Source organism: Thermomicrobiales bacterium (assembly GCA_023954495.1).
Lineage (GTDB): Bacteria > Chloroflexota > Chloroflexia > Thermomicrobiales > CFX8 > JAMLIA01.
In genome coordinates this window covers 1-22,247 of record JAMLIA010000054.1, presented here as the reverse complement: position 1 = coordinate 22,247, position 22,247 = coordinate 1, and the positions used below count along the sequence as shown (strand labels likewise).

Genomic DNA, 22,247 nt, shown 5'->3' with positions numbered 1-22,247 from the left:
GTCGATTGCGGGGTGAAGTTCAACATCGTCCAGTCGCTGGTCGATCGCGGCGCCGTCGTCTCGGTCGTGCCCTACGGCACGCCGTTTTCCGACATCGAAGCGCTGAAACCCGATGGCGTCATCGTCTCTCCAGGTCCCGGCGATCCGCGGAATCTCGATAGCGGGCTCGATTTCGTGCATGCCACGCTGGCGGCCGATATCCCGTACTTCGGTATCTGCCTTGGCCATCAGCTGCTGGCGCGCGCGATCGGCGCCGATACCGGGAAGCTGAAGTTTGGGCATCGCGGCGGCAACCAGCCGGTCAAAGACCTGCGTACGGGCGCGGTGTCGATTACGGCGCAGAATCATGGGTACTACGTGGACGGTTCCACGATTCCCCCTTCATCGGAGTGGGAGGTCGCATTGGTCAACCTCAACGATCGAAGTGTCGAGGGGCTGCGTCATTCGACATTGCCGATCATCTCGGTGCAATTCCACCCCGAGGCGTCGCCCGGACCGTGGGATAGCAGCAACCTCTTCGACGACTTCCTGGATATGGTGAGGGCAAGGAAAGCAGCGTGAGCAACGACATTCGCAGCGTTCTGGTCCTCGGTTCGGGACCGATCGTCATCGGTCAGGCGGCCGAATTCGACTATGCCGGAACCCAGGCCTGCCGTGCCCTGAGAGAAGAGGGGATCCGCACGATCCTCGTCAACTCGAATCCCGCCACCATCATGACCGATGAAGACGTCGCCGATGCGGTCTATATCGAACCGCTCCGGCCGGAGGTCATTCGGCGCATCATCCAGCGCGAGAAGCCGGACGGCCTGCTGCCAACGCTTGGCGGGCAGACCGGGCTCAACCTTGCCGTCGAAGTCGCCGAGCTTGGCATGCTCGATCAATACGGGGTCAAACTGCTGGGAACGCAGCTTTCGGCCATCAAACGGGCCGAGGACCGGGCGCTCTTCAAGGAAATGCTCGAAGAGATCGGCGAACCGGCAGTCGAAAGCGCTATCGTGCATTCGATCGAAGAGGCTCGCGAGTTCGCCAAGCAGGTGCCGTTGCCGTTGGTCATTCGTCCCGCGTTCACGCTGGGCGGAACTGGAGGCGGCGTTGCCTCGACGCCCGAAGAGCTCGACCGCATCGTCGCCAGCGGGCTCAACGCCAGTCCGATTCACCAGATCCTGCTGGAGCGTTCGCTGACGGGCTGGAAAGAGATCGAGTATGAGGTCATGCGCGACAGCGCGGACACCTGCATCACGATCTGCAATATGGAGAACTTCGATCCGCTCGGTGTCCACACCGGCGACAGCATCGTGGTCGCTCCCAGCCAGACCCTTTCCGATCACGAATATCAGATGCTGCGCAGCTCCGCGCTCAAGATCATCAGCGGGCTGGGCATCGAAGGCGGCTGCAACATCCAGTACGCGCTCGATCCGGAGTCCTTCGCCTACCCGGTGATCGAGGTGAACCCGCGCGTCAGCCGCTCGTCGGCGCTGGCCTCGAAGGCGACCGGCTATCCGATCGCGCGCATGTCGGCCAAGATTGCGATCGGCAAGCGCCTGGACGAGCTGATCAATCCGGTCACGAAAAAGACGACGGCGGCATTCGAGCCGGCGCTCGACTACATCGTCACCAAGATTCCGCGCTGGCCGTTCGACAAGTTCCGCCGTGCTGACCGCTCGCTGGGTACTCAGATGAAGGCCACCGGCGAGGTCATGGCGATCGACCGCTCGTTCGCCGCTGCGATGCAGAAGGCGGCCCGGTCGCTGGAGAGCGATGCGCCGGATCTGCTCTGGGAGAGTGCAGCCTGGTCCGGCCAGGACACGCTGCTCGACGCCATCCGCCGACCCAACGACGAGCGTCTCTGGGCAGTGACTGCTGCGCTGCGACGCGGCGTCAGCGAGGAAGAAATCTTCGAGCTGTCGGCGATCGACCCGTGGTTTATCCACGAGTTGGCACGCATCATCGAGATGGAGAAGCGCATCGCGAGCGAGCCGCTGACCGAGCAGTTCCTCTGGGAAGCCAAGCGGTTCGGATTCTCCGATGCGCAGATCGCTCAGCTCGGTGGCAAGGCCGAAGAGGACGTTCGGTCCATGCGCTACGAAGCCGGGATAACGCCGGTCTTCAAGATGGTCGACACTTGCGCCGCCGAGTTCGAGGCCGCGACGCCGTATTACTACAGCACCTACGACGAAGAGGATGAAGCGCCACCGCTGGAAACGCCCAAGGCGGTCGTCATCGGCTCTGGTCCGATTCGTATCGGGCAAGGTATCGAGTTCGACTATTGCAGCGTGCAGGCCGCGCAGGCGCTGCGCAATGCTGGTACATCCGCGATCATGATCAACTCCAACCCCGAGACGGTGTCGACCGACTTCGACACCTCCGATCGGCTCTACTTCGAGGCGCTGGATCATGAAGCCGTTGGTGAGATCCTGCGTCACGAAGGTTTCGGCGATCCCGCGAACGTCCCGGTCATTCTGCAGTTCGGTGGGCAGACGGCCATCAACCTGGCCAGCCCGCTGACCGAGCGCGGCGTGCCCGTTCTCGGCTCCAGCGTCGACACCATCGACCTGGCCGAAGATCGTGAGCGCTTCGAGGCATTCCTGAATCGGATCGGCATCCCGCAACCGCCGGGCACGGCGGTGACAACACTGGATGCTGCGATTGATGTGGCAGACCGACTCGGCTATCCGGTGCTGGTGCGACCGTCCTACGTCCTCGGCGGACGGGCGATGGAGGTCGTCCACTCGGCGGACTATCTCGCTCGCTACCTGGCAACAAACGTCGACTTCCAGAGCGGCCACCCGATCCTGATCGACCGCTACCTCGAAGGCAAAGAGGTCGAGGTTGACGCGATTTGCGACGGTACCGACGTTCTGATTCCCGGCATCATGGAACATATCGAGCGTGCCGGTGTGCACTCCGGGGATTCCTACGCCGTCTATCCCGGCGTCAATCTGTTCCCGAGCGAGGTCGAGCGGCTTGTCGAGTACACGACCAAGATTGCGCTGGAGCTCGGCGTTATCGGACTGGTCAACATTCAGTACGTCATCCATGCTGGTCGGCTGTATGTTCTCGAGGTCAATCCGCGTGGTAGCCGCACAGTGCCGTTCCTGTCCAAGGCCACCGGCGTTCCGATCATCGAGCTCGCCACGCGGGCGATGCTCGGCATATCGCTGAGCGAGCAGGGCTACAGTGGCGGTCTCTGGCCGCGCCAGCCGCTCGTGGCAGTTAAGGCTCCAGTCTTCTCGATGGCCAAGCTGCGCGGCGTTGAGGTGAATCTCGGCCCGGAGATGAAGTCGACCGGCGAAGCCATGGGCATTGACCGCGAGTTCGCCCCGGCGTTCTACAAGGCGATGCTGGCTTCCGGGTTGGCGCTGAAGTCGCACGAGGCGATCCTCGTCAGTGTTGCAGACCGCGACAAGGCCGAGACCTTGCCGATCATCGAGCGCCTGGCACAGATGGGCTGCCAACTCTACGCGACCGAGGGCACAGCAGCGATGATCGAGCACAACGGCATACCCGTGAAGATGGTGACGAAGCGCATCGGGCAAGGACGCCCGGACATGCTCGATGTCATCCTCGACGGCACGGTTCAGGGGGTCATCAACACACCGGGGCCGGCAGAAACCGAGATGCTGGATGGCTTCCAGATTCGGCGCGCAGCGGTCGAAAAAGGCATTCCCTGCATCACCTCGATCGACACTGCCGCTGCAGTCGTCAACGCCATGGAGCGGGCGACGGGTGCCTATACAATCCAACCTCTGCCACACTACCGCTCGCGGATCTCCGTGTTCTACTAAACGTCGCGTGAGGGGGATCGATGCCACGATGGCTCTACGGCATGCTGGTGTTCGGCGTCGGCGCAATCATCGCCCACTTCGCCGGCATGTCGGAGATTCTGGTGTTTGCACTGGCAGCGCTTGGCATCATCCCCATCTCCGGTCTGATCGGTCAGGCCACTGAGGCGCTCTCAGAGCACGTCGGACCGAAGTGGGGCGGTCTCCTCAACGCGACCTTCGGCAATGCCGCCGAGTTGATCATCGGCATCGTCGCCATCAATCGCGGCCTGCTCGATCTCGTGAAGGCGTCGGTAACCGGCTCGATTATTGGCAACCTGCTGCTGGTCCTCGGGATGGGCTTTCTGGTCGGCGGCTGGCGGCATGGTGTGCTGCGCTTCGACGCTCGCGAGGCGGGGCGCAATTCAGCGATGATGCTGATTGCCCTCGCGAGTCTGCTCATGCCGGCCGCATTTGCCATCGCTGATCCTCATCCTGACGACATTCACCGGGTGAGTCTCGGCGTGTCAATCGTCCTGATTGCGCTGTACGTCGCCTACATTGTGTATTCGCTGACAAGTCAGGGACGGCAGGATCTTGAAGACGAGGTCGGTGCGCACGATGACGAAGATGGCGGCGTTGGCTGGTCTCTCTGGCTTGCGATCGGCGTGCTGGTAGCGGCGACCGTCGCGACTGTCATCCTTGCCGAGTTACTGGTTGGGACGGTTGAGCACGTTGCTGAACGCGCGCACCTCTCGGAGTTCTTCGTCGGCATCATCCTCGTGCCGATCATCGGCAACGTGGCCGAGCACTTCTCTGCCGTCCTGTTCGCGGCGCGGAACCGCGCCGACATCACGCAGGGCATTGCTGCCGGCTCATCGACGCAGGTCGCGTTGCTGGTCGCGCCGTTGTTCGTCCTGCTCAGCTATCCGCTGGGCAACAAGATGGACCTGACATTCGTGCCGCTGGAGATCATCGTGGTCGGGATGTCAGCGCTCCTCTTTGCCTATATCAGCGCTGACGGCGAATCAAACTGGCTGGAGGCGCTCCAGCTGCTCGGCCTGTATGTCATGGCCGGTGTGGTCTTCTTCTTTCTTCCAACCTGATTGAACGCGGGATAGGTACGTGTTTTGTAGATACGCGTCAGAGCGGCGCGATAAGGAGGGGTGTGGGTGAGCAACGACTTTCTGAGGCAGCTACGTGAAATCGGCGCGTTGAAGAGCGGGCATTTCCTGCTTGCGTCCGGACGCCATAGCGATCAGTACGTCGAGAAATTCGACCTGCTGCGCAATCCACAGGCAGCGGAAATAGCCTGTCGCCAATTAATCGCGCAACTACCGGATACGGATGTTGATCTCGTCGTCGGCCCAACGACTGGTGGCATTTTGCTGGCGTTTGAGATCGGTCGCCAGCTCGGCCTACCGGCTGCTTACGCCGAGCGCGCACGAGACGGCGCAAGCGAACGCTCATTCAAGCGCGGGACGATTATCGCGCCAGGAACGCGCGTTTTGCTGGTTGATGACATCCTGACGACAGGCGGCTCAATCCGCGAGACGCTTGCGGCCCTCGATGTGGTGAACGCGGATGTTCGCACCATTGCCGTCCTTGTGGACCGTTCGGGCGGCGCGGTCTCGTTCGGGCCGCCGCTCGTGCCGCTCGCATCTCTGTCAATCGAAACGTGGACAGCGGACGACTGCCCGCAATGCCAGGCAGGTGTGCCGTTGACCAAGCCGGGCTCCACGTCGAGTCAGTCCGCCAGCTAGCCTGCGGCTGTCTGATCGTTGCGGGCGTGTCGCAGGCGCGTCCGCAGATCGGACATTTCGGCCAGACGGCGCTCCAGTTGATCGAGGACGTCTTCGTTTGCGTGCGCAACGTACTCATCGCGCAACTCGATGATCATCTGTGCGAGTCGGCCAATGGTCCGGACGATCTGGCTGGGATCATCGTCGCCACTGGAGTGTCTCGAAATCTCGGCCATAGTGCGTCCCCCTCATGCCCCTCAGGCAGAATCGCTCGGCACCTCGACACCGGCCTCTGCGAGGCGTCGCAGAAACTCGGCCTCATCAATGATCGTCACACCGTATTCGCGTGCCTTCTCGGCTTTGCTGCCCGCTTCGGCACCGGCGACGACGATCGACGTCTTGCGCGACACCGACGATGACACGCGCGCACCGAGGCGCTTCAGGATCGCCTCAGCGTCGGATCGGGGCATCGTCTCCAGCCGTCCGGTCAGAACGACAGCCAGTCCCTGCCACTCCGTCTCAGGTGCGGGTTCTGGGCGTTCCTGCTCGATCGTCAGACCGGCCGCCGTTAACTCTGCGATCAGCTCCAGATTACGCGGCTCGGCAAACCAGTCGTGGATCGACTGAGCGACAACCGGGCCAACGCCGGGCACGCTCGCGAGTGCCTCGACCTCCGCGTCAGAGATCGCCGCGACTGAGCCGAAGTGTTCGGCCAGCAGTTGCGCATTGCGCTCGCCGACGTGGCGGATGCCGAGCGCGAACAGGACGCGCGCGAGAGGCTGCTGCTTGCTGAGCTCGATCGAGCGCTGGAGGCGTTCGACGCTCTTCTCGCCAAGACCGTCCATCTCGACGATCGATTCCCACGGCAGGCGGTAGATGTCAGCGAGCGAGAGGATCAGCCCGGCATCGACGAAGCGCGCTGCCAGCTTGCTGCCGAGCCCTTCAATATCCATCGCACCGCGTGAAACAAAATGGACGACACTCTCGCGCAGCTGTGCGGGGCAGCCGGAAGTGTTGACGCAGTACGACATGGCTTCGCCGGGCACGCGCTCGATCGAGGAGCCGCAGACGGGGCAGTGATCCGGCCAGACGAACTCCTGCTCATCGCCGGTTCGCGCCGCCTCGACGACGCTGAGGATCTTCGGGATGACATCGCCGGCCCGCTGAATGACGACCGTATCGCCGATGCGAACGCCAAGACGGCGGATCTCGTCTTCGTTATGCAGCGTCGCACGACTGACGGTCACCCCGCCGATCTGCACGGGTCGCAGATGGGCGAGCGGGTTGAGGCTACCGGTACGTCCGACATGGACTTCGATCGCCTCAAGGACAGTCGTCGCCTGCATGGCCGGGAACTTGTAGGCAATCGCCCAGCGCGGCTCGCGGGCCACGGTGCCAATCTCGTCGTACAGCCTCGTGTCGTCGACTTTCACAACGACGCCGTCGATGTCGAAGTCGAGGTTCGGGCGGCGCTCGTACCACCACTCGCAGCGCGCCCAGATCTCGTCGATGGTCGAGCAGATGGTGTAGTCCGGACTGGTCGTCAGCCCGGCGTCAGAGAGCAGTTGCAGGATATCGGAGTGCCTATCCGGCAGGTTGTTGCCCTGGGTGACGCCGGAGTAGACAAAGAGGCGCAGTGGGCGAGTTGCTGTGACGCGCGAATCGAGCTGCCGCAGCGCGCCGGACGCTGCGTTGCGCGGATTGGCGAACGTCTGCTCGCCCTTCTCGACGCGCTCGGCGTTCATGGCCTCGAACTCGCTGCGGCGCATGTACACTTCGCCGCGTGCTTCGAGTGTAGACGGAATCTCCGCTGCGGCGGTGAGCGCATGCGGGATGTCGCGGATCGTGCGCATGTTGGACGTGACGTCTTCGCCGACGAACCCGTCGCCACGTGTTGAGCCGCGTTGCAGGCGGCCATCGCGATAGAGCAGGCTGCTGGCGACACCGTCGATCTTGGCCTCGACGACGAAGGTGAGGTCGTCGTGCCCCGAGAGGCGATAGACCTGACTGACCCAGCGCTCCAGCTCGTCACGGTTGAACACATTGCCAAGTGACAGCATCGGCACATCGTGGCGTACCGGCGTGAAGCCGGCGGCCGGCAACGCGCCAATCTGCTGGGTTGGTGAATCGGGTGTGATCAGCTCCGGATGGACCTCTTCGAGTGCCTTGAGCTCATGGAAGAGGGCGTCCCACTCGGCATCTGTCACGCTTGGCTGCTGCAGGACGTAGTACTCGTGGTTGTACTGATTGATGAGGGCGCGAAGTTCCTCCACGCGTTGTTTCGCCAGAGCATCGTCCATAGTCAAAGCCCTCTCCACGGGGATCGGAAAGGTCAGCAGCGGGCGTCGAAATTGCTGGACGCCGACGCAGTATAGCATGGCTTGTTCGTACACTTGTTCTGATCGTATACTGCCCATGTCGTGACCTCAAGTCACCTCTGGGGAAGCTATGATCTCGCACCACGAACCCGCCGACCCCCCACAACAGGATAGTCTTGAGTATCCGAACCTGGTGGATCGGGCGATTGCCTGCATTGAAGAGCACGATGGTGCAATCGATGAAACGTTGCTGATTGCCCGCGTGTTCGGCAACGCGACGAACGCCGCGTTGTGGCGACCGTTGCTGCGCAACGTCCTCGCTCAGCATCCCGCGGCTCGATTGCGCCCTGATGGCCTCTGGACAACGCGCACCACACCAGACGTTGTCACGTTTCCTGATGAATTTGTCGTACTGGATGTGGAGACAACCGGGCTGAAGCCGAGCCATCAGCGCGTCATCGAGGTTGGGCTCATCCGGGTTTCGCCGCATGGTTCGCCGCTACGTTGGTCTTCGCTGGTGAATCCCGGTCGCAAGGTCCCCGATTACATTCGCACGCTGACGAGCATCGACGATCACATGCTCGCCGGTGCGCCGGAGTTTCGCTCGATTGCGCCGACGATCGTCGAGATTATTGGTGACCTGCCTGTCATCGGACACAATGTTGAGTTCGACCTGGCGTTCGTCAATGCCGAGATGGTGCGCGCAGGTCTGCCCAAGCTGGTCAATCAGAGCATCGACACGCTGGCTCTCGCCTCGACGCTGGTGTCGGAGGCTCGGCGGTTGAACCTCGGAGATGTCGCTCGAGCGCTCGGGGTGCAGAGCAAGGAGGCGCACCGGGCGTTGGCGGATGCTTCGACGACGCTCGACGTATTCGGTGCGCTACTGGCGCGCGCTCGAACACAGGGGCTCACGTCGCTCGACGACCTCACGAGTATGAATCAGAAGCGGCGCGCGCCGGTACCGGTTCAACGGCCGGTGGGCCGCGCCCGCTCGATTCTCGATCGTGGGCACCTGGACGGCATCCCGCACGCCCCGGGTGTCTACATCATGCGCGATGGCGCGGGCTCGGTGATCTACGTCGGCAAGGCGCGCGACCTGCGCAAGCGCGTCTCCTCGTACTATTCGCAGCCGCTTGGCTACACGCGCAAGATGGACGGCCTGATTCAGACGCTGGAGCGGATTGATGTTGAAGTTGTCGGCTGCGAGCTGGAAGCGCTGGTCCTGGAATCCCAGCTCATTCGCCGCTATCGACCACGGTTCAATGTCGTCCAGCGGAATGTCGAGCAGTACGTCTATGTGCGTGTCGATGTGTCGAACCCGTGGCCGCGTGTGACGGTCGCCCGCGACCGTGCCAACGATGGAGCGACGTATTTCGGACCATTCAGGGCAGCGTCGAGTGCACGCAAGGCGGTTGCGCTGGTCAACGATACGCTGCCACTCCGCACCTGCCGCCGCTCGTTCATGGACAAGCGCTCATATGGCTCGCCCTGCCTGGAGCTGAGCCTGAACCGCTGTCTCGGACCGTGTATCGGTCAGGCAGACCCGGAACTCTATCGTGAGTATGTTTATGATGTGCTGGAATTCTTCCGCGGGGACGATCGTCGGCTGATCAAGCGACTCCACACCAAGCTGGAAGACACGGTCGCGTCGTTGGATTTTGAGCGCGCCGCCACACTCCGCGACCGCATCAAGCAGGTCGAAACGCTCGCGCGCGAGCAGCGTGGGCTGGATGATGTGGCACAGCATCGGCAGGCGTTGCTTGTGCTGCCGGGCATTGAGACCGGAACGCGAACCGTGTGGTACCTGCTCAACGGTCGGCGCTGGGCGGCGCTCACGGTGAATGATGACGAGACGGCGCGGGATCTCGCCGTCCGCTTTGAGCCGATCCATCAGCGCGCGACGCTGGCCGCCGACGGCTTCCTGCCCGATCACCACGCTGTCGATGAGATGGCAATACTGGCCCGGTGGATGCGGCGTACTCCGAATCACGAAGCGTACATCCCATTAGACGACAGAACGGTTGATGACGGCTGCATCCAGATATTGGGGGTCGATCTGTCAGTACCGTTCGGGGAAGGCTCAGGCGGCGAGGAGGCTGACGATACCGGTGCGACGGAGTACGATAGTGTAGCGACAGTATGTACGGACACTTCTGCGTCGCTCGGGGGGTGATATGGCAGTTATCGAAGAGCAGATCAGGATTCTCGATGAAGTCGCAGCAATGGTGCGGACCTGTACGCGCTGTGAGTTATGTAGGGGGCGTACGAACGCGGTTCCCGGCCAAGGCGCTGCTGACGCCGAGATCATGTTCATCGGCGAAGCGCCGGGATATAACGAAGACAAACAGGGACTCCCGTTTATCGGCGCTGCTGGAAAGTTCCTGAATGAGCTGCTTGAATCGATCAATCTCAGCCGGGAAACTGTCTTCATTACCAATGTCGTGAAGTGCCGCCCGCCGGGCAATCGCGACCCGCTACCGGATGAGATCGAAGCTTGCTATCCGTATCTGGAGCGGCAGATCGAGACGATCGATCCGATGGTGATCGTTACGCTCGGTCGCTATTCGATGTCGCGCTGGTTCCCGAACGAGCGCATCTCGCGTATTCACGGCCAGCCGAAGCGAGTCGGTGAGCGGGTGATCGTGCCGATGTACCACCCAGCCGCCGCACTGCACCAGGGTTCGCTGCGTGCCACGATCCTCGCTGACTTCGAGCGACTGCCGATGTATGTGGCGAAGGCGAAGGAAGATCGCGACAAGATCGAAAGCTCCCCGCCGCCCGTCAATCAGGCGCGATTATTCTGATGTCGTACGTACGCGCGCTTGACCGATCTCTCTACTCTTCGTAGAGTGTACGTACACTGATCGAGGATGAGGGAGTAACGGTGGCAGCACGAGCAAGTGTCAAAGAACGGAAAGGGGACGAGGTCGCGGCGTCCGACCGCACCTCGCCGGGCAAGATCGTGGAATTCAAATCCAGACGATCCCCGTCCGAAAAGCCCGAGACTCGGCGAGTGCCGCGAATCGAAGTTGCACCTCGGTTGCGTGATGAGATTCTGGCGTTCGTCGTCTTCACGCTTGCCGTCCTGACAGCGCTTCCGATTGTTGGTCTCGCCGGTGGGAGCGTTCTGTCGCTGGCCGGCGACGGATTCGCATTGCTGCTCGGTCTCGCTTCGATTATCGTGCCATTTGGCCTGGCGATCGTGGCCGTCGAGCTCTGGCGCGCAGGCGATGCGGCGCAGCGAACGCGCCGCATCGTTGGCGGAGTCGTCACACTTGTTTCCATCGTCGGACTGCTAGGGCTCCAGAATCTCGAAGGCAAGGTCGAGTCCGCCGGTGGGTATGCCGGCCTCGGTGTTGCCAGGGGGCTGATGGCGATTGTCGGCGAGGTTGGTGCGGCGCTTGTCTTGCTGTCGATAGGCATCGTCGGCGTCTTCCTCGTTACCGGATACGACACCCGCGAAATTGCTGATTCCTGGCGCAGAATCCGCCCTCGGCGGCGTGTGCCGATGCCTGTACTCGATCTGCCCGAGAACGCGACAACGGCGATCGATTCCGTTGAAACCGAAACCTATCCGGTATCCGAGCCGGAACCAGCGACCGAAGCGACTCCGGTTCGCCTCGAACCAGTGCCACCGCCAAAGCCAGTCATCAATCGCCCGAAGTCCGAACAGGTAACCCGAAAGGACCCGCCTGCGAAGAAGGACGACGATGTGGTCCCGGCACGGCCCGGAGCCTGGAAGCTTCCGTCGCTTGAGCTGCTGAAGACGTATGAGAGCACCGAGCCGGATGGGCCTGAGCTTGAATCCAAGGCGCGACGGATCGAATCGACGCTGGCGTCGTTCAAGGTCGAGGCGTCTGTTCGCGAGATCTTTCCGGGGCCGGCAGTCACGCTCTTCACGCTGGAGCCGGGTGCTGGCGTGAAGGTGCGACGGATCACCGAGCTGCAGAACGACCTCGCGCTCGCGCTGGCAGCGACGTCATTGCGCATCGAAGCGCCTGTGCCGGGAATGGCTCGCGTGGGTCTGGAGATCCCGAACGGCAGTATCTCTACGGTTGGCCTGCGCGAGGTCCTTGAGTCGGCAACGTTCGTGAAGAGCAAGGCCAAAATTCCTCTGCCAATGGGTCGCGATGTCAACGGACGCTACATCATCGGTGACCTGACGCGAATGCCGCACATGCTCATCGCTGGTGCGACCGGGTCGGGCAAGAGTGTTTGCATCAACGGGATCATCGCCACGTTCCTGCTGACCAAGTCGCCGGACGATCTCAAGATGATCATGATCGATCCGAAGATGGTCGAGCTATCGGGCTATGAAGGTATCCCGCACCTCAAGTCGCCGGTCATCACGGAGATGGACAAGGTCGTTCCCGCGCTGCGGGCGGTGTTGAGGGAGATGGAGCGGCGCTACCAGACCTTCTCACGCCTGGGCGTTCGCAACATCGACGGCTACGAGTTGCGTCGCTCGACCGACCCAACGCTCGAGAAGCTGCCGTACCTGGTCGTCATCATCGACGAGCTGGCAGATTTGATGATGACCACGCCGGACGAGGTCGAGACGCTGCTCGTTCGCCTCGCGCAGATGGCACGGGCAACTGGCATCCACCTGCTGATTGCGACGCAGCGACCGTCGGTCGATGTCCTGACAGGGCTTATCAAGGCCAACGTGCCGGCACGGATCGCCTTTGCGGTTTCGTCGCAGACCGACAGCCGCGTGATCCTTGATGTGCCCGGCGCGGAACGCCTGCTCGGACGCGGCGACATGCTGTTCATGCCGGCCGATGTGGCCAAACCACACCGCGTGCAGGGTTCCTACGTTGACGATCAGGAGCTGCAAGCGCTCGTGAGGCACTGGGTGATGCTGGCACCTGAGATGCAGTATGAGGAAGAGTGGGTGCAGCTTCCATCCGAGAGTTCAGACGATGCAAGCGAAGACCCGCTGTTTGAGCAGGCGCTCTCGATCGTGAAGCAGCAGGGCTCTGCTTCGGCATCCATGCTCCAACGAAGGCTGCGAATTGGCTACAACCGGGCCGCGCGTCTGATTGAGGCGATGGAAGATGAAGGCTACATAGGACCCGCCGATGGCTCTCGCGGTCGCACCGTCCTCGTGTCAGACGACGATTGGGATGATGAATAGTCAGGGACCCGTTGGGCGATCGGTATACTTAGGTTGAACGCTTGTTCTGCGACGGAGGCTCATCGGTGCGCCCGACACGAATTACAGTTGAACCCGTCGCGCGGCTGATCGACGAGCTCGGTCGCTTGCCGGGTGTCGGCCCGAAGTCCGCCTCGCGAATGGCGTACTTCCTGCTCCGAGCGCCACGAGAGCAGGCCCTCGCACTCGCCGAAGCGGTGATCGAGGTCAAGGATCGCATCGTCCTCTGCTCGCGATGTTTCAACATCACCGAACAGAATCCGTGTTCGGTCTGCCAGGATGCAGCGCGCGACCAGAACCTGATCTGCGTCGTTGAGGAACCGCTCGATGTCCTGGCGCTGGATCGAACTGGCGAATACCGTGGGCTGTACCATGTGCTGCACGGCGCGATTTCACCGGTCGACGGCATCGGACCGGACAAGCTGCGTATCCGCGAGTTGGTTGAGCGCGTGGAGCGCGAACATCCGACTGAGGTCATTCTGGCAACGAATCCGAATATCGAAGGCGACGCAACGGCCATGTACATCGCTCGCCAGCTCGCCGCGACAGGTGTCACCATAAGCCGTCCCGCCAGCGGTTTGCCGGTTGGTGGAGACCTGGAATATGCCGACGAGGTTACGCTCGGTCGGGCACTCGCAGGACGCCGGACGCTATAGCGGCGGTCTTCGACACCGCCGAAGGAACGAGGGGATACGGCAACGTGGCTGCCCTCGCATTTCGATCACTGACACCACGTGACATCCCAGCTCTCCGCGCTGTCGGTGAGCATGTAGCCCTGTTGACCTGGAGCGCAGACTCGGAAGACGCGCAGCCTCGCCTCGCGCAGCATGTTCGGGAGCTCCTGGGACGAAGCGCTCAGGAGCCGCATCGCTTCGGTGCGTTTATCGACGGCGACCTGTGTTGCGTACTGACGATGCGTCCACAGTCGATCCCGTATCGATGGGATATCGTGACGCTTAGCGCAGGGTCAGCTCGACAGTCGATGAGTGCTGAGGTCGCAACGGACATTTGGGCATCGTTGCTTGAGTTTGGCATTGCTGTCTCCGGCTCGCTCGGTGCCAAGCGCGTGTTTGCTGTTGCCCCGGAAGGCACGCCGGCGGTTGCGAGTCTCCGTTCTGCCGGATTTGAGACGTATACCCATCAGACGTTACACACCGCTAGCGGAGTCGCCTGCGTTGCAGGATCGCTGCCGGGGTTCCGTGAACAGGAAGCGAGTGACGTCTGGTCCGTCCATCAGCTTTACCACCATGTCACGCCGCGACCAGTGCAGTTTGCTGAGGCACTCACCAGCGCGGCGTGGGATGTTCCAGAGTTGACAGCGCGGGAGCGGCTGTTGCCGAGCCGACGTCAAGTCATACAAACAGTGCTTGAAACAATCGACGGTATCGTCGCATATAGCAGAATAACGACAGGGAAGCGCTGCGCTCGCGTCGACTTACTGGTTGAGCCGGCTGTCCGGCACGTAACAGCGCAGTTCCTGTCCGAATCGCTTACTCTGGCTGGTGTCCAGAATGAGGAGATTGACATCGTCATACCTGAGTACGCATTGGACCTTGGGTCGCAACTCGAACGTCTGGGATTCGCGTTCATTACGGAACGCGTCGCGCTGGTCCGGCATACGACAGCACCGGCAGTCGTGTATGAGCGATTTGCTGGCCCGGTCGTTGAAGGCGAGCGCGTACCGAAGGGCGTTCCGTCATACTTCAACATACAAGCAGAAGCCTGTGCCGGGGCGCCGGCAATGTCCGTCAACCCAACCGGTAAGCGAATGGAGCGATAGCGCCTTTGACTACACCTGACACGAGTGCAGTGGTCGAAGAACGTGCCGTGCCCGAGATGCAGGAGATTGCGATTAGAGACAATCTCGATGATCTGCTGGTGGCGCTTCCAGATCGTATCGCCGATCAAACACGCGCCGTCATTGCGCAGCGGCCCGACGATGGCCTGATCGAGATCGTGCTCGACCTTGGTCGGCGGCCAGAGGCGCGATTCCAGCATGGGAGCGAGTTCCTGCGCGAGGATGAGATCACACGCGAAGATCTTGCCGGCGTTACCGCGCGCATCGGTAGCTTTGGCGAAGACAATCGAGCCGGCATCGAGCGCACGCTGCATCGCATCTCGGCGATTCGCAACCGGAGCGGCGCAATCGTTGGCCTGACTTGCCGCGTCGGACGCGCCGTATACGGGACTATCGGGATCATCAGCGACCTTGTCGAGTCCGGCGAGAGCATTCTGCTCCTGGGCCGTCCCGGCGTCGGCAAGACAACGATGCTGCGTGAGGTTGCCCGCGTGCTTGCCGATGATCTGGAGAAGCGCGTCGTCATCGTCGACACCAGCAACGAGATCGCCGGAGATGGCGACATCCCACATCCTTCGATTGGCCGTGCACGTCGCATGCAGGTTCCGACTCCAGCCATGCAGCATCACGTCATGATCGAAGCCGTCGAGAATCACATGCCTGAGGTCGTTGTGATTGACGAAATCGGGACTGAGCAGAGGCGTACCGCAGCGCGCACCATCGCTGAGCGCGGCGTCCAGCTGATCGGGACGGCGCACGGTAACCGCTCGAAAACCTGATGATGAATCCGACTCTCTGACCTGATCGGTGGCATTCAGTCGGTCACGCTCAGTGACGAAGAGGCTCGCCGACGCGGCACGCAGAAGTCAATCCTGGAGCGCAAAGCGCCACCGACGTTCACGGTGATGGTGGAGATTCGGGAGCGGGACAAGGTCGCTGTTGTCCGCGACGTCGCGGCCGCAGTCGATGCCATGCTGCGCAATCATCATCAGCGCCTCGAGCTGCGTGAGCGGCTGCCAAGCGGCGAGATCGTGGTTGAGGAGGAGCAGCCGCCGGTCGATGAGCGCAGTGGCAGCCATCGCCGCGAGGCGCGCACCCATCGTCGCACCGAGGAAGTGCAGCGGCCGGCACCGCCGGAGATTGATGAGATTCTCGATTCTGGCGTGCCGTCCAACCCGCTCATGCAGGGACGCGGCACGGCTGCCAGACCGGTGCGGATCTTCCCGTTTGGCGTCAGCCGCAACCGCCTGGAGCAGGCGCTGACGGCGATGTCGTTACCTGCTCAGATCGTGCGCGACGTGCGCGAGGCGGACATGGTGCTGACGCTGAAGAACTATTACCGTCAGCGCCCACAGCCGCTGCGCGATGCCGAAGCGCGTGGCGTCGCTATCTACGTCCTGCGATCCAACACCGTCGTCCAGATGCTGAATGTGTTTCGCGATCGTCCGCGGGGAGAACGAACCCGGACGCCGCGCCTGGCTCGTCGGACCAGCGAGCGCTCGCGCCAGGTGATCGATCGGAGTCGGCCATGTTCAAAGGGCCGAGGATGCGATCAGCGCGCTGTTCTGGACTGGCGCGCCGCCGATTGAGCTTCGACCGCAGGCACCATACATACGCCGACTGCAGCACCAGCTTGCTGACCGCTACAATATCGGCTCACGGAGTCGCGGTCGCGAGCCGCAGCGGCATGTCGAGATCTTTCGCGAGGGCATCCAGGGTTGAGCCTGTTCGTCACATTCGAAGGCACTGAAGGTTCCGGCAAGTCGACGCAGATCGCGATGCTTGCAGATCGCTTGCGGGAGCGCGGATACCGCGTCGTGCAGACGCGCGAGCCTGGCGGAACGGCGCTTGGCGAGGCCGTGAGAGCGATTGTGCTGAACGGCGACCTGGACATCGGCGCGGCAACCGAGGCGTATCTGATGACCGCAGCGCGCGCCGAGCACGTCGAGCGTGTGATCCGACCGGCGCTGGCAGATGATGCGATTGTTCTGTCTGACCGCTACGTCGATTCGACAATCGCGTACCAGGGCGCTGGCAGAGGCTTGCCAATCGACCAGCTCCTTGCAATGCAGGAGTTGGCAATTGGCGGTTTGTGGCCTGACCTGACGTTGCTTCTGGACCTGCCGGTTGAAGCCGGGCTGGCGCGACGGACGACGGCAGGGGACGCGAATCGGATCGATCGCGAGCGCGTCGAATTTCATCAGCGCGTTGGTGAGTGGTTTCGAGCCGAGGCGATGCGAGATACTGAGCGCTGGCGGGTTATTGACGCGCAGCCAGCGACGTCGATCGTGCATACTGAGGTGTTCGGTCTCGTGATGGCGAGACTCTCTCTCGGCCAGGCGGCCGGTGTGTAAAGCGAGAACATATGAAGCTGGTGTTCGCCGTCGTTCAGGGAAAAGACGCAGACAACCTGCGATCCGCATTGCTGGATGGTGGCTACCGGACAACACAGATCAACAGCGCTGGTGGCTTCCTGCGCGAAAGCAACGCAACTTTTCTCGTCGGCGTGGATGACGAGTACGTTGCCGATGTGCTCAGCATCATCAAGCGCACCTGCTACACGCGAACACAGTACGTCAATCCGCTCATGCCGATTATGGAGCCGGGCGAGTTTTACGTGCCAACGCCGGTTGAGGTCCAGGTTGGCGGGGCAACCGTCTTTATCTGCAACGTCAACCGCTACGAGCGCATCATTCCATAGCGAACAGGTCGCCACCGAGGAGACAGGAGCCGCCCCGTTTGGAAGCGTTGGTTGCCCGCATAGTCCAGATGTTTCTCGCGCTCTCCGGCGCGTACGCTATTGCTCTCTGGTTCGCACTGATTGTCTGGACCTATCGAGACATCACGACGCGCAGCGAGAACGCCGCGACCCAGATCTTTTCAACACTCGTCGTCGTGCTGTTCTGGGTGCCCGGAGCGGTGATCTACCTGTTGCTTCGTCCGAAGGAGACGTTGGACGAAGCGTTTCAGCGTTCGGTGGAAGACGAGTATCTCCTCCAGGATCTTGATGACGTCCATACCTGCCCGAACTGCAGTCGATCGATCCGCGACGACTTCGTGTTCTGCCCGCATTGTCGAACCGTGCTGCGGACCGAATGCCCCTCGTGCCGCAAGCCGGTTGATGTTCGTTGGGACATCTGCCCCTACTGCGCGTTTGACCTCGTTGAAGCAATGCCAGACGATGAAGACGATCGGCAGCAGACTTCACGGTTTCGCGGGGTCGGCACTCAGGGTTCGTTGCAAGCGATTGACGGCTTTCGCGCCGATGGCAACGTTTCTCAGCCAGCACCGAAACCCCGCGATGCGACTCAAGTAGACCCCTCGCCGCAAGACATCAGTTCCCGCGGCGCACGTGCCCCAGGCTCGGCACCGCGCCGGGTCGAATCAGATAATTGAACTTGCTCTGGAACGCCGAATAGAAGTTCATTTGCTCGGTCATGATCAGGCGGAAGCGGTGCGGGCTGTGTGTCACACTGACGAGATCGCCGTTCGAGAGTGACTGTGTAATCTGCCCATCGAGGATGAGCGCCGCCTCGCGATCACTGCACATCACAAGCTCAATCAGACTGTCTTCCGGCACAACCAGTGTCGACCGAATCGGCGAGTGCGGCGAGATCGGCGTGATGGCAAATCCGCTGACGCCTGCCGACAGGATCGGACCGCCGGCGGCCATGCAGTAGGCGGTGCTGCCTTGCGGCGAAGCGACAATCATGCCATCGCCGGGATAGGTGTTGACGTAACGTCCGTCGATGTAGAGTTCGACATCGACCATCTGCATACCGCTGCGAAGGACAACATCGTTGATCGCCCAACCTGCGTCCGTCGTCTCATCGTCGTGGACGATGTGAGCGCCGAGCGTTGGGCCCTCCTGCACTTCGTAGTCGCCATCGAGAATCTCGGCCAGCACTTCCTGCCACTGCGACTGCTCGGTCATCGCGAGGAAGCCGACCTTGCCGAAATTGATCCCAAGGAGTGGCGTGCCGGGGAAGCTGTGCGCCATCCGCATCATCAGGCCGTCGCCACCAAGGGCAATCAGCGCGTCCGCGTGGTCACCGGCTCGGATGGCTGCTTCGTCGATCGTCTCGTGCCCGCGCTCCTGCAGCCAGGTGTGAATGGCGGGCGCGAGGTCGTGCGAATTCTGCTTGCCGCGCGCCGGGACAATCGCCACGGTTCGCGGCGGGATTTGCTTGCGCATCAGGACACCTTCGCAACGACTTCGACGCCGTTCAGCGCCATCGAATGCAGGAAGACCGCGTGGAGCAGATCGCCATCGTGCGGCTGCGCGCCGATCTCCTTCGCGGCATCGACCGGAAGATCATAGGTCTGCACGCAGTTTTCCGGAATGATGACGCGCTCGCCGCGATGCTCGGCGAGGCTGCGAAGCTTCAGTGCCATCGCTGCCTGATAGACGCAGAGGTCCGTGCAATCGCCAACGATGATCCAGGTGTGGAACGGGCCATGCTCCGCTTCCCATTCCGGCCAACCGGGCGCAGTCAGGCTGGCGATGCTGTTCTTCTCAACGATTGCGAACGAGTCTGCCATGGGCAGGTCGACCAGCTCCGGAGCAGTTTGCGATTCCTCAGTACCCGCGATGCAGTGCGGCGGGTAACTGGCGAATTCTTCGGCATCGGGACGGTGGGTATCCTGGGTGAGGACGATAGAGGTGATACCGACATCGTGCGCCGCCATCATCAGGTCAGCGACCGGGCCGAGCAATCCTGCGACGCGTGGACTTGAGAGGGCACCGGAGTGGCAGAAGCCGACGATGAGATCGACCGACACGATGGCAACACGATCTGGACCGCCGGCGGTGTCGATGATCTCTTCGAGCGAGCCTTCTGGAAGCGACAACAGCCAGCTCTCAACAGCGTTCAGAAACGGGGCTGACCGATCGGCAAGCGGCATTCCGTGGTTCACTACATTCTCCCTGAGATGCGATCACGTGGACGTGCAACAGATTCACTCACAACGAACCGCACTTGCGGTTGGTGTCTTCTCGAAACGTGTACAGTTGCATGAGCAGGTTGGGTATATCGTCTGCCTTTCGTCCAGTCAGGACGCTGTCCGACAGATGTATGCACGCTTGCGAGCATCGAGCGTTGTATCCAGTGGCAGCCAGAAGCAAAGTTTCGCGCGCTGTTCCGCGGACTGTTCGCACGCCGCCGTTCCTTCCGAGCGACAAACACCGTCGAGTATAGGGGTCCTCACCTACGACTGCCACGCGAAACGATTGCGAACTCATGAGCGCAGACGCCTCAGATCAATCTCCCGTCTCACCGCCGGAACGGAATCGCCAGCGCCTGTACTCAGTGCGCGGGATCATTCTGCGCCGCCGCGATCTGGGCGAGGCCGACCGCATCGTCACGGTCATGACCGCCGAGCAAGGCAAGTTGCGGGTCGTGGCAAAGGGGTCGCGGCGGACGACCAGTAAGCTGGCCGGACACCTGGAGCCGTTCTGCGCTACCCGTCTGCTCATCGCACGCACTCGCGGTTTGGATATCGTTTCGCAGGCGGAGAGCATTGAGACGTTCCAGGCATTGCGCCTCAAAGAGGCGTGCATCGCGACGGCCGGATATCTGGCTGAACTCGTCGATGCCCTTGTGCCGGAAGACGAACAGCATGAAGAGGTCTATGAGCTGCTCTTCGCTGCGTTTCGGCTCATCGACGAAGGACGCGACCCGCAACTGGTCAGCTACATTGCGGAGGTTGGCTTCCTGCGCGTGCTTGGTTACCGACCCGAGCTGGAGCAGTGCATTGAGTGCGAGCGAGTCATCGAGCCCGAGACAAATGGCTTCAGCGTCGAAGGCGGGATCCTGTGCCCGTCCTGCGCTCGGCTCCACCCCGAAGCGCAGCCGATATCGGTCAACGCACTGAAGATGCTGCGGATGATCGATCGTGGCGATGTGCAACGGGTCCTGACGCTGAAGATCCCTGCCGACCTTCGTCGAGAGGTTGATGATCATCTTGCTCGCTATATTGCGCGCAGGGTTGGGCGGGAATCCGGTGCGCGGCGCGTGCTGTCCGAACTCCGGTTAGAATAGCGTCCACGTTTCGCGAGACTCCTTGGGCCATTTGCCAGTCGAGTGGAGGAGCTCAATGTCCTATATTGATGACCTTCTGGGTAAGAACGAGACGATTGAGCTCGTGGCACATCGCCACGTTGTCTTCATGGTGCTCCGTGTGCTTCCGCTCGCTCTGCTTTGCATCGCCGCCTGGGTCGCGGCCATCAGCGTGCAGATGTACGTTGATCAGCTCTCGCCGTGGCTGGCGTTGGCCATTGTCGTCGCCTCACTCGTACCGCTCGCGATGGCCGTCTATCGCTTTTTCGTCTGGCACAAAGAGCAGTACGTGGTCACGAACTACCGCATCCTCCAGGCGGAGGGCATTCTGAATAAGCGAACGTTCGACTCGGCGTTGGAGAAGGTCAACGACGTGCTGATGCGCCAGTCGGTAATCGGTCGCGTGTTTGACTACGGGGACATCGAGATCATCACTGGGTCAGAGGTCGGAGTTAACCAGCTCACTGGCATTGCCGATCCGTTTGCGTTCAAGCGCGCGCTACTGAATGCCAAGCTCGAGTTCCACGATCCCGGCGACGCGCCACGCCGCTCGTTCGTCGAAGACCAGAGCCATCTGTTGGCCGCACTCACCGATCTACGCAACTCCGGCATCATTTCGGAAGACGAATTTGCCGAGCGGCGAACCCAGATTCTGAGCAGCCAACCGCGTAGCTGACACGAAGATGTTCGAGCGCCGGTAATCGCCTGCGTAACATGTTACGTCGATCCGCGTTCACAACGCGGCGTGCTTACGAGGCGACTACCGTACTTAGCTACTCAGCAACCTGCCACTGACAGACCAACGACTCGCTCGCTCGTTACGATCCAGGCACCGTTCGGCGTCGACGGTTGACTGCACTGGCGACGATGGCTGCTGGCAGCGCTGCGATGCGCTCGCGTCGTGACGCCTTGCGTGCGGATCGCGAGGACGGCCCCGCGATGCCCGTCGGTTGGCGCAGCAGAGTTGGTATATCGAGGTCGTCGTCGCTCGCGGTTGCTGCCGGGCCGAGCATGGCAATCAGTTCGTCGCCTTCGACCGTCTCGTCTCTCAGCAGTGTCGCCGCAAGCATCTCCAGCTCGTCGCGTCGCGTAGTCAGCACCGTTTGCGCGAGCGCATGCGCTTCGTCAACAATCTGCCGCGCTTCGGATTCGGCTGCGAACGCTGTGCGTTGCGAGAATCCGGCCCCGCGAGAGGCGTCTTCACCAGCAGATAGCAGCCCGAACGCCTGACCCATGCCATACCGCGAGACCATCGAGATGGTGATGCCTGATACCTGCTCAAGGTCGTTCGATGATCCGGTGGTGACGTCGCCAAAGATGGCTTGCTCGGCCGCGTAGCCACCAAGTAGCGCCGCGAGTCGGTCGGTCAGCTGTTGCCGTGTCCAGAGGCCACGATCCTGCTCGGGGATGATCA

The 22,247-nt window shown here is 61.8% G+C and carries 22 protein-coding genes; 17 read left to right on the top strand and 5 right to left on the bottom strand.

Going from position 1 to position 22,247, the window contains the following annotated elements:
- The 4 genes from M9890_10875 to pyrE all read left to right on the top strand — a co-directional run.
- Positions 1-561, top strand: a 561-nt coding sequence (locus tag M9890_10875) for a carbamoyl phosphate synthase small subunit (protein ID MCO5177454.1), incomplete at its 5' end; no start/stop codon positions are given.
- Complete coding sequence (gene carB / locus M9890_10870) at positions 558-3,785, top strand: carbamoyl-phosphate synthase large subunit (protein MCO5177453.1); 3,228 nt, start codon at positions 558-560, stop codon at positions 3,783-3,785. The genes M9890_10875 and carB, both read left to right, overlap by 4 nt.
- 20 nt (positions 3,786-3,805) lie before the next feature.
- Positions 3,806-4,867, top strand: coding sequence for a calcium/proton exchanger (gene cax / locus M9890_10865; protein MCO5177452.1), 1,062 nt, complete (start codon positions 3,806-3,808; stop codon positions 4,865-4,867).
- 66 nt (positions 4,868-4,933) lie between these two features.
- On the top strand, positions 4,934-5,524 hold the full coding sequence (gene pyrE, locus M9890_10860) for an orotate phosphoribosyltransferase (GenBank protein ID MCO5177451.1): 591 nt from the start codon (positions 4,934-4,936) through the stop codon (positions 5,522-5,524).
- Here pyrE and M9890_10855 read toward each other — a convergent pair.
- Together M9890_10855 and ligA are read right to left on the bottom strand one after the other, a co-directional pair.
- The gene (locus M9890_10855) at positions 5,521-5,739 is read right to left on the bottom strand and encodes a hypothetical protein (GenBank protein ID MCO5177450.1); all 219 of its coding nucleotides are present in this window, start codon (positions 5,737-5,739) and stop codon (positions 5,521-5,523) included. The genes pyrE and M9890_10855 overlap by 4 nt on opposite strands.
- A 21-nt stretch (positions 5,740-5,760) precedes the next feature.
- A complete protein-coding gene (ligA, locus tag M9890_10850) occupies positions 5,761-7,803 on the bottom strand; it encodes an NAD-dependent DNA ligase LigA (GenBank protein MCO5177449.1) in 2,043 nt (680 codons plus the stop codon).
- 211 nt (positions 7,804-8,014) lie between these two features.
- On the opposite strand from ligA, the gene M9890_10845 reads away from it, so the two are divergent.
- The 11 genes from M9890_10845 to M9890_10795 all read left to right on the top strand — a co-directional run bounded on the left by M9890_10845 (position 8,015) and on the right by M9890_10795 (position 18,170).
- Positions 8,015-9,994: an exonuclease domain-containing protein gene (locus M9890_10845; protein ID MCO5177448.1), complete on the top strand. Its 1,980-nt coding sequence runs from the start codon at positions 8,015-8,017 to the stop codon at positions 9,992-9,994.
- A gap of 1 nt (position 9,995) precedes the next feature.
- A complete protein-coding gene (locus tag M9890_10840; protein ID MCO5177447.1) occupies positions 9,996-10,625 on the top strand; it encodes a uracil-DNA glycosylase in 630 nt (209 codons plus the stop codon).
- A gap of 80 nt (positions 10,626-10,705) precedes the next feature.
- The gene (locus M9890_10835; GenBank protein ID MCO5177446.1) at positions 10,706-12,958 is read left to right on the top strand and encodes a DNA translocase FtsK; all 2,253 of its coding nucleotides are present in this window, start codon (positions 10,706-10,708) and stop codon (positions 12,956-12,958) included.
- Positions 12,959-13,023: 65 nt separating this feature from the next.
- Positions 13,024-13,632, top strand: coding sequence for a recombination mediator RecR (recR, locus tag M9890_10830; GenBank protein MCO5177445.1), 609 nt, complete (start codon positions 13,024-13,026; stop codon positions 13,630-13,632).
- Positions 13,633-13,754: 122 nt separating this feature from the next.
- Positions 13,755-14,756, top strand: a complete 1,002-nt coding sequence (locus M9890_10825) for a hypothetical protein (protein ID MCO5177444.1) — start codon at positions 13,755-13,757, stop codon at positions 14,754-14,756.
- Between the two features lie 5 nt (positions 14,757-14,761).
- Positions 14,762-15,553, top strand: a complete 792-nt coding sequence (locus M9890_10820; GenBank protein ID MCO5177443.1) for an AAA family ATPase — start codon at positions 14,762-14,764, stop codon at positions 15,551-15,553.
- Positions 15,554-15,679: 126 nt separating this feature from the next.
- Entirely contained in the window at positions 15,680-16,363 is a 684-nt protein-coding gene (locus M9890_10815) for a hypothetical protein (protein ID MCO5177442.1), read from the top strand.
- Positions 16,359-16,496, top strand: a complete 138-nt coding sequence (locus tag M9890_10810; GenBank protein MCO5177441.1) for a hypothetical protein — start codon at positions 16,359-16,361, stop codon at positions 16,494-16,496. The genes M9890_10815 and M9890_10810 overlap by 5 nt, the downstream gene beginning before the upstream one ends.
- Positions 16,493-17,128, top strand: a complete 636-nt coding sequence (gene tmk / locus M9890_10805; GenBank protein MCO5177440.1) for a dTMP kinase — start codon at positions 16,493-16,495, stop codon at positions 17,126-17,128. The genes M9890_10810 and tmk overlap by 4 nt, the downstream gene beginning before the upstream one ends.
- Before the next feature lie 11 nt (positions 17,129-17,139).
- Positions 17,140-17,475: a cyclic-di-AMP receptor gene (locus tag M9890_10800; GenBank protein ID MCO5177439.1), complete on the top strand. Its 336-nt coding sequence runs from the start codon at positions 17,140-17,142 to the stop codon at positions 17,473-17,475.
- A gap of 38 nt (positions 17,476-17,513) precedes the next feature.
- Positions 17,514-18,170 carry a zinc ribbon domain-containing protein gene (locus tag M9890_10795; GenBank protein ID MCO5177438.1) on the top strand — a complete coding sequence of 219 codons (657 nt, stop codon included), beginning with the start codon at positions 17,514-17,516 and terminating at the stop codon, positions 18,168-18,170.
- Here M9890_10795 and M9890_10790 read toward each other — a convergent pair.
- Positions 18,109-18,969 (bottom strand): NAD(+)/NADH kinase, encoded by an 861-nt coding sequence (locus M9890_10790; protein MCO5177437.1) that lies wholly within the window; start codon positions 18,967-18,969, stop codon positions 18,109-18,111. The two genes, M9890_10795 and M9890_10790, sit on opposite strands and share 62 nt — an antisense overlap.
- Entirely contained in the window at positions 18,969-19,691 is a 723-nt protein-coding gene (locus tag M9890_10785) for an isochorismatase family protein (GenBank protein ID MCO5177436.1), read from the bottom strand. The genes M9890_10790 and M9890_10785 overlap by 1 nt, the downstream gene beginning before the upstream one ends.
- A gap of 323 nt (positions 19,692-20,014) precedes the next feature.
- On the opposite strand from M9890_10785, the gene recO reads away from it, so the two are divergent.
- Both recO and M9890_10775 read left to right on the top strand, forming a co-directional pair.
- Positions 20,015-20,815 carry a DNA repair protein RecO gene (recO, locus tag M9890_10780; GenBank protein ID MCO5177435.1) on the top strand — a complete coding sequence of 267 codons (801 nt, stop codon included), beginning with the start codon at positions 20,015-20,017 and terminating at the stop codon, positions 20,813-20,815.
- Between the two features lie 55 nt (positions 20,816-20,870).
- Positions 20,871-21,509 carry a PH domain-containing protein gene (locus M9890_10775; GenBank protein ID MCO5177434.1) on the top strand — a complete coding sequence of 213 codons (639 nt, stop codon included), beginning with the start codon at positions 20,871-20,873 and terminating at the stop codon, positions 21,507-21,509.
- A 142-nt stretch (positions 21,510-21,651) separates the two neighbouring features.
- On the opposite strand, the gene M9890_10770 is transcribed toward M9890_10775, so the two are convergent.
- A partial coding sequence (locus M9890_10770; protein MCO5177433.1) for a hypothetical protein occupies positions 21,652-22,247 on the bottom strand: 596 nt, incomplete at its 5' end.

Coding starts and splice junctions, on each gene's coding strand:
- cax (MCO5177452.1), top strand. CDS start 3,806: ATGCCACGATGGCTCTACGGCATGCTGGTGTTCGGCGTCGGCGCAATC.
- M9890_10855 (MCO5177450.1), bottom strand. CDS start 5,739: ATGGCCGAGATTTCGAGACACTCCAGTGGCGACGATGATCCCAGCCAG.
- ligA (MCO5177449.1), bottom strand. CDS start 7,803: ATGGACGATGCTCTGGCGAAACAACGCGTGGAGGAACTTCGCGCCCTC.
- M9890_10840 (MCO5177447.1), top strand. CDS start 9,996: ATGGCAGTTATCGAAGAGCAGATCAGGATTCTCGATGAAGTCGCAGCA.
- M9890_10815 (MCO5177442.1), top strand. CDS start 15,680: ATGGTGGAGATTCGGGAGCGGGACAAGGTCGCTGTTGTCCGCGACGTC.
- M9890_10800 (MCO5177439.1), top strand. CDS start 17,140: ATGAAGCTGGTGTTCGCCGTCGTTCAGGGAAAAGACGCAGACAACCTG.
- M9890_10790 (MCO5177437.1), bottom strand. CDS start 18,969: ATGCGCAAGCAAATCCCGCCGCGAACCGTGGCGATTGTCCCGGCGCGC.
- recO (MCO5177435.1), top strand. CDS start 20,015: ATGAGCGCAGACGCCTCAGATCAATCTCCCGTCTCACCGCCGGAACGG.
- M9890_10775 (MCO5177434.1), top strand. CDS start 20,871: ATGTCCTATATTGATGACCTTCTGGGTAAGAACGAGACGATTGAGCTC.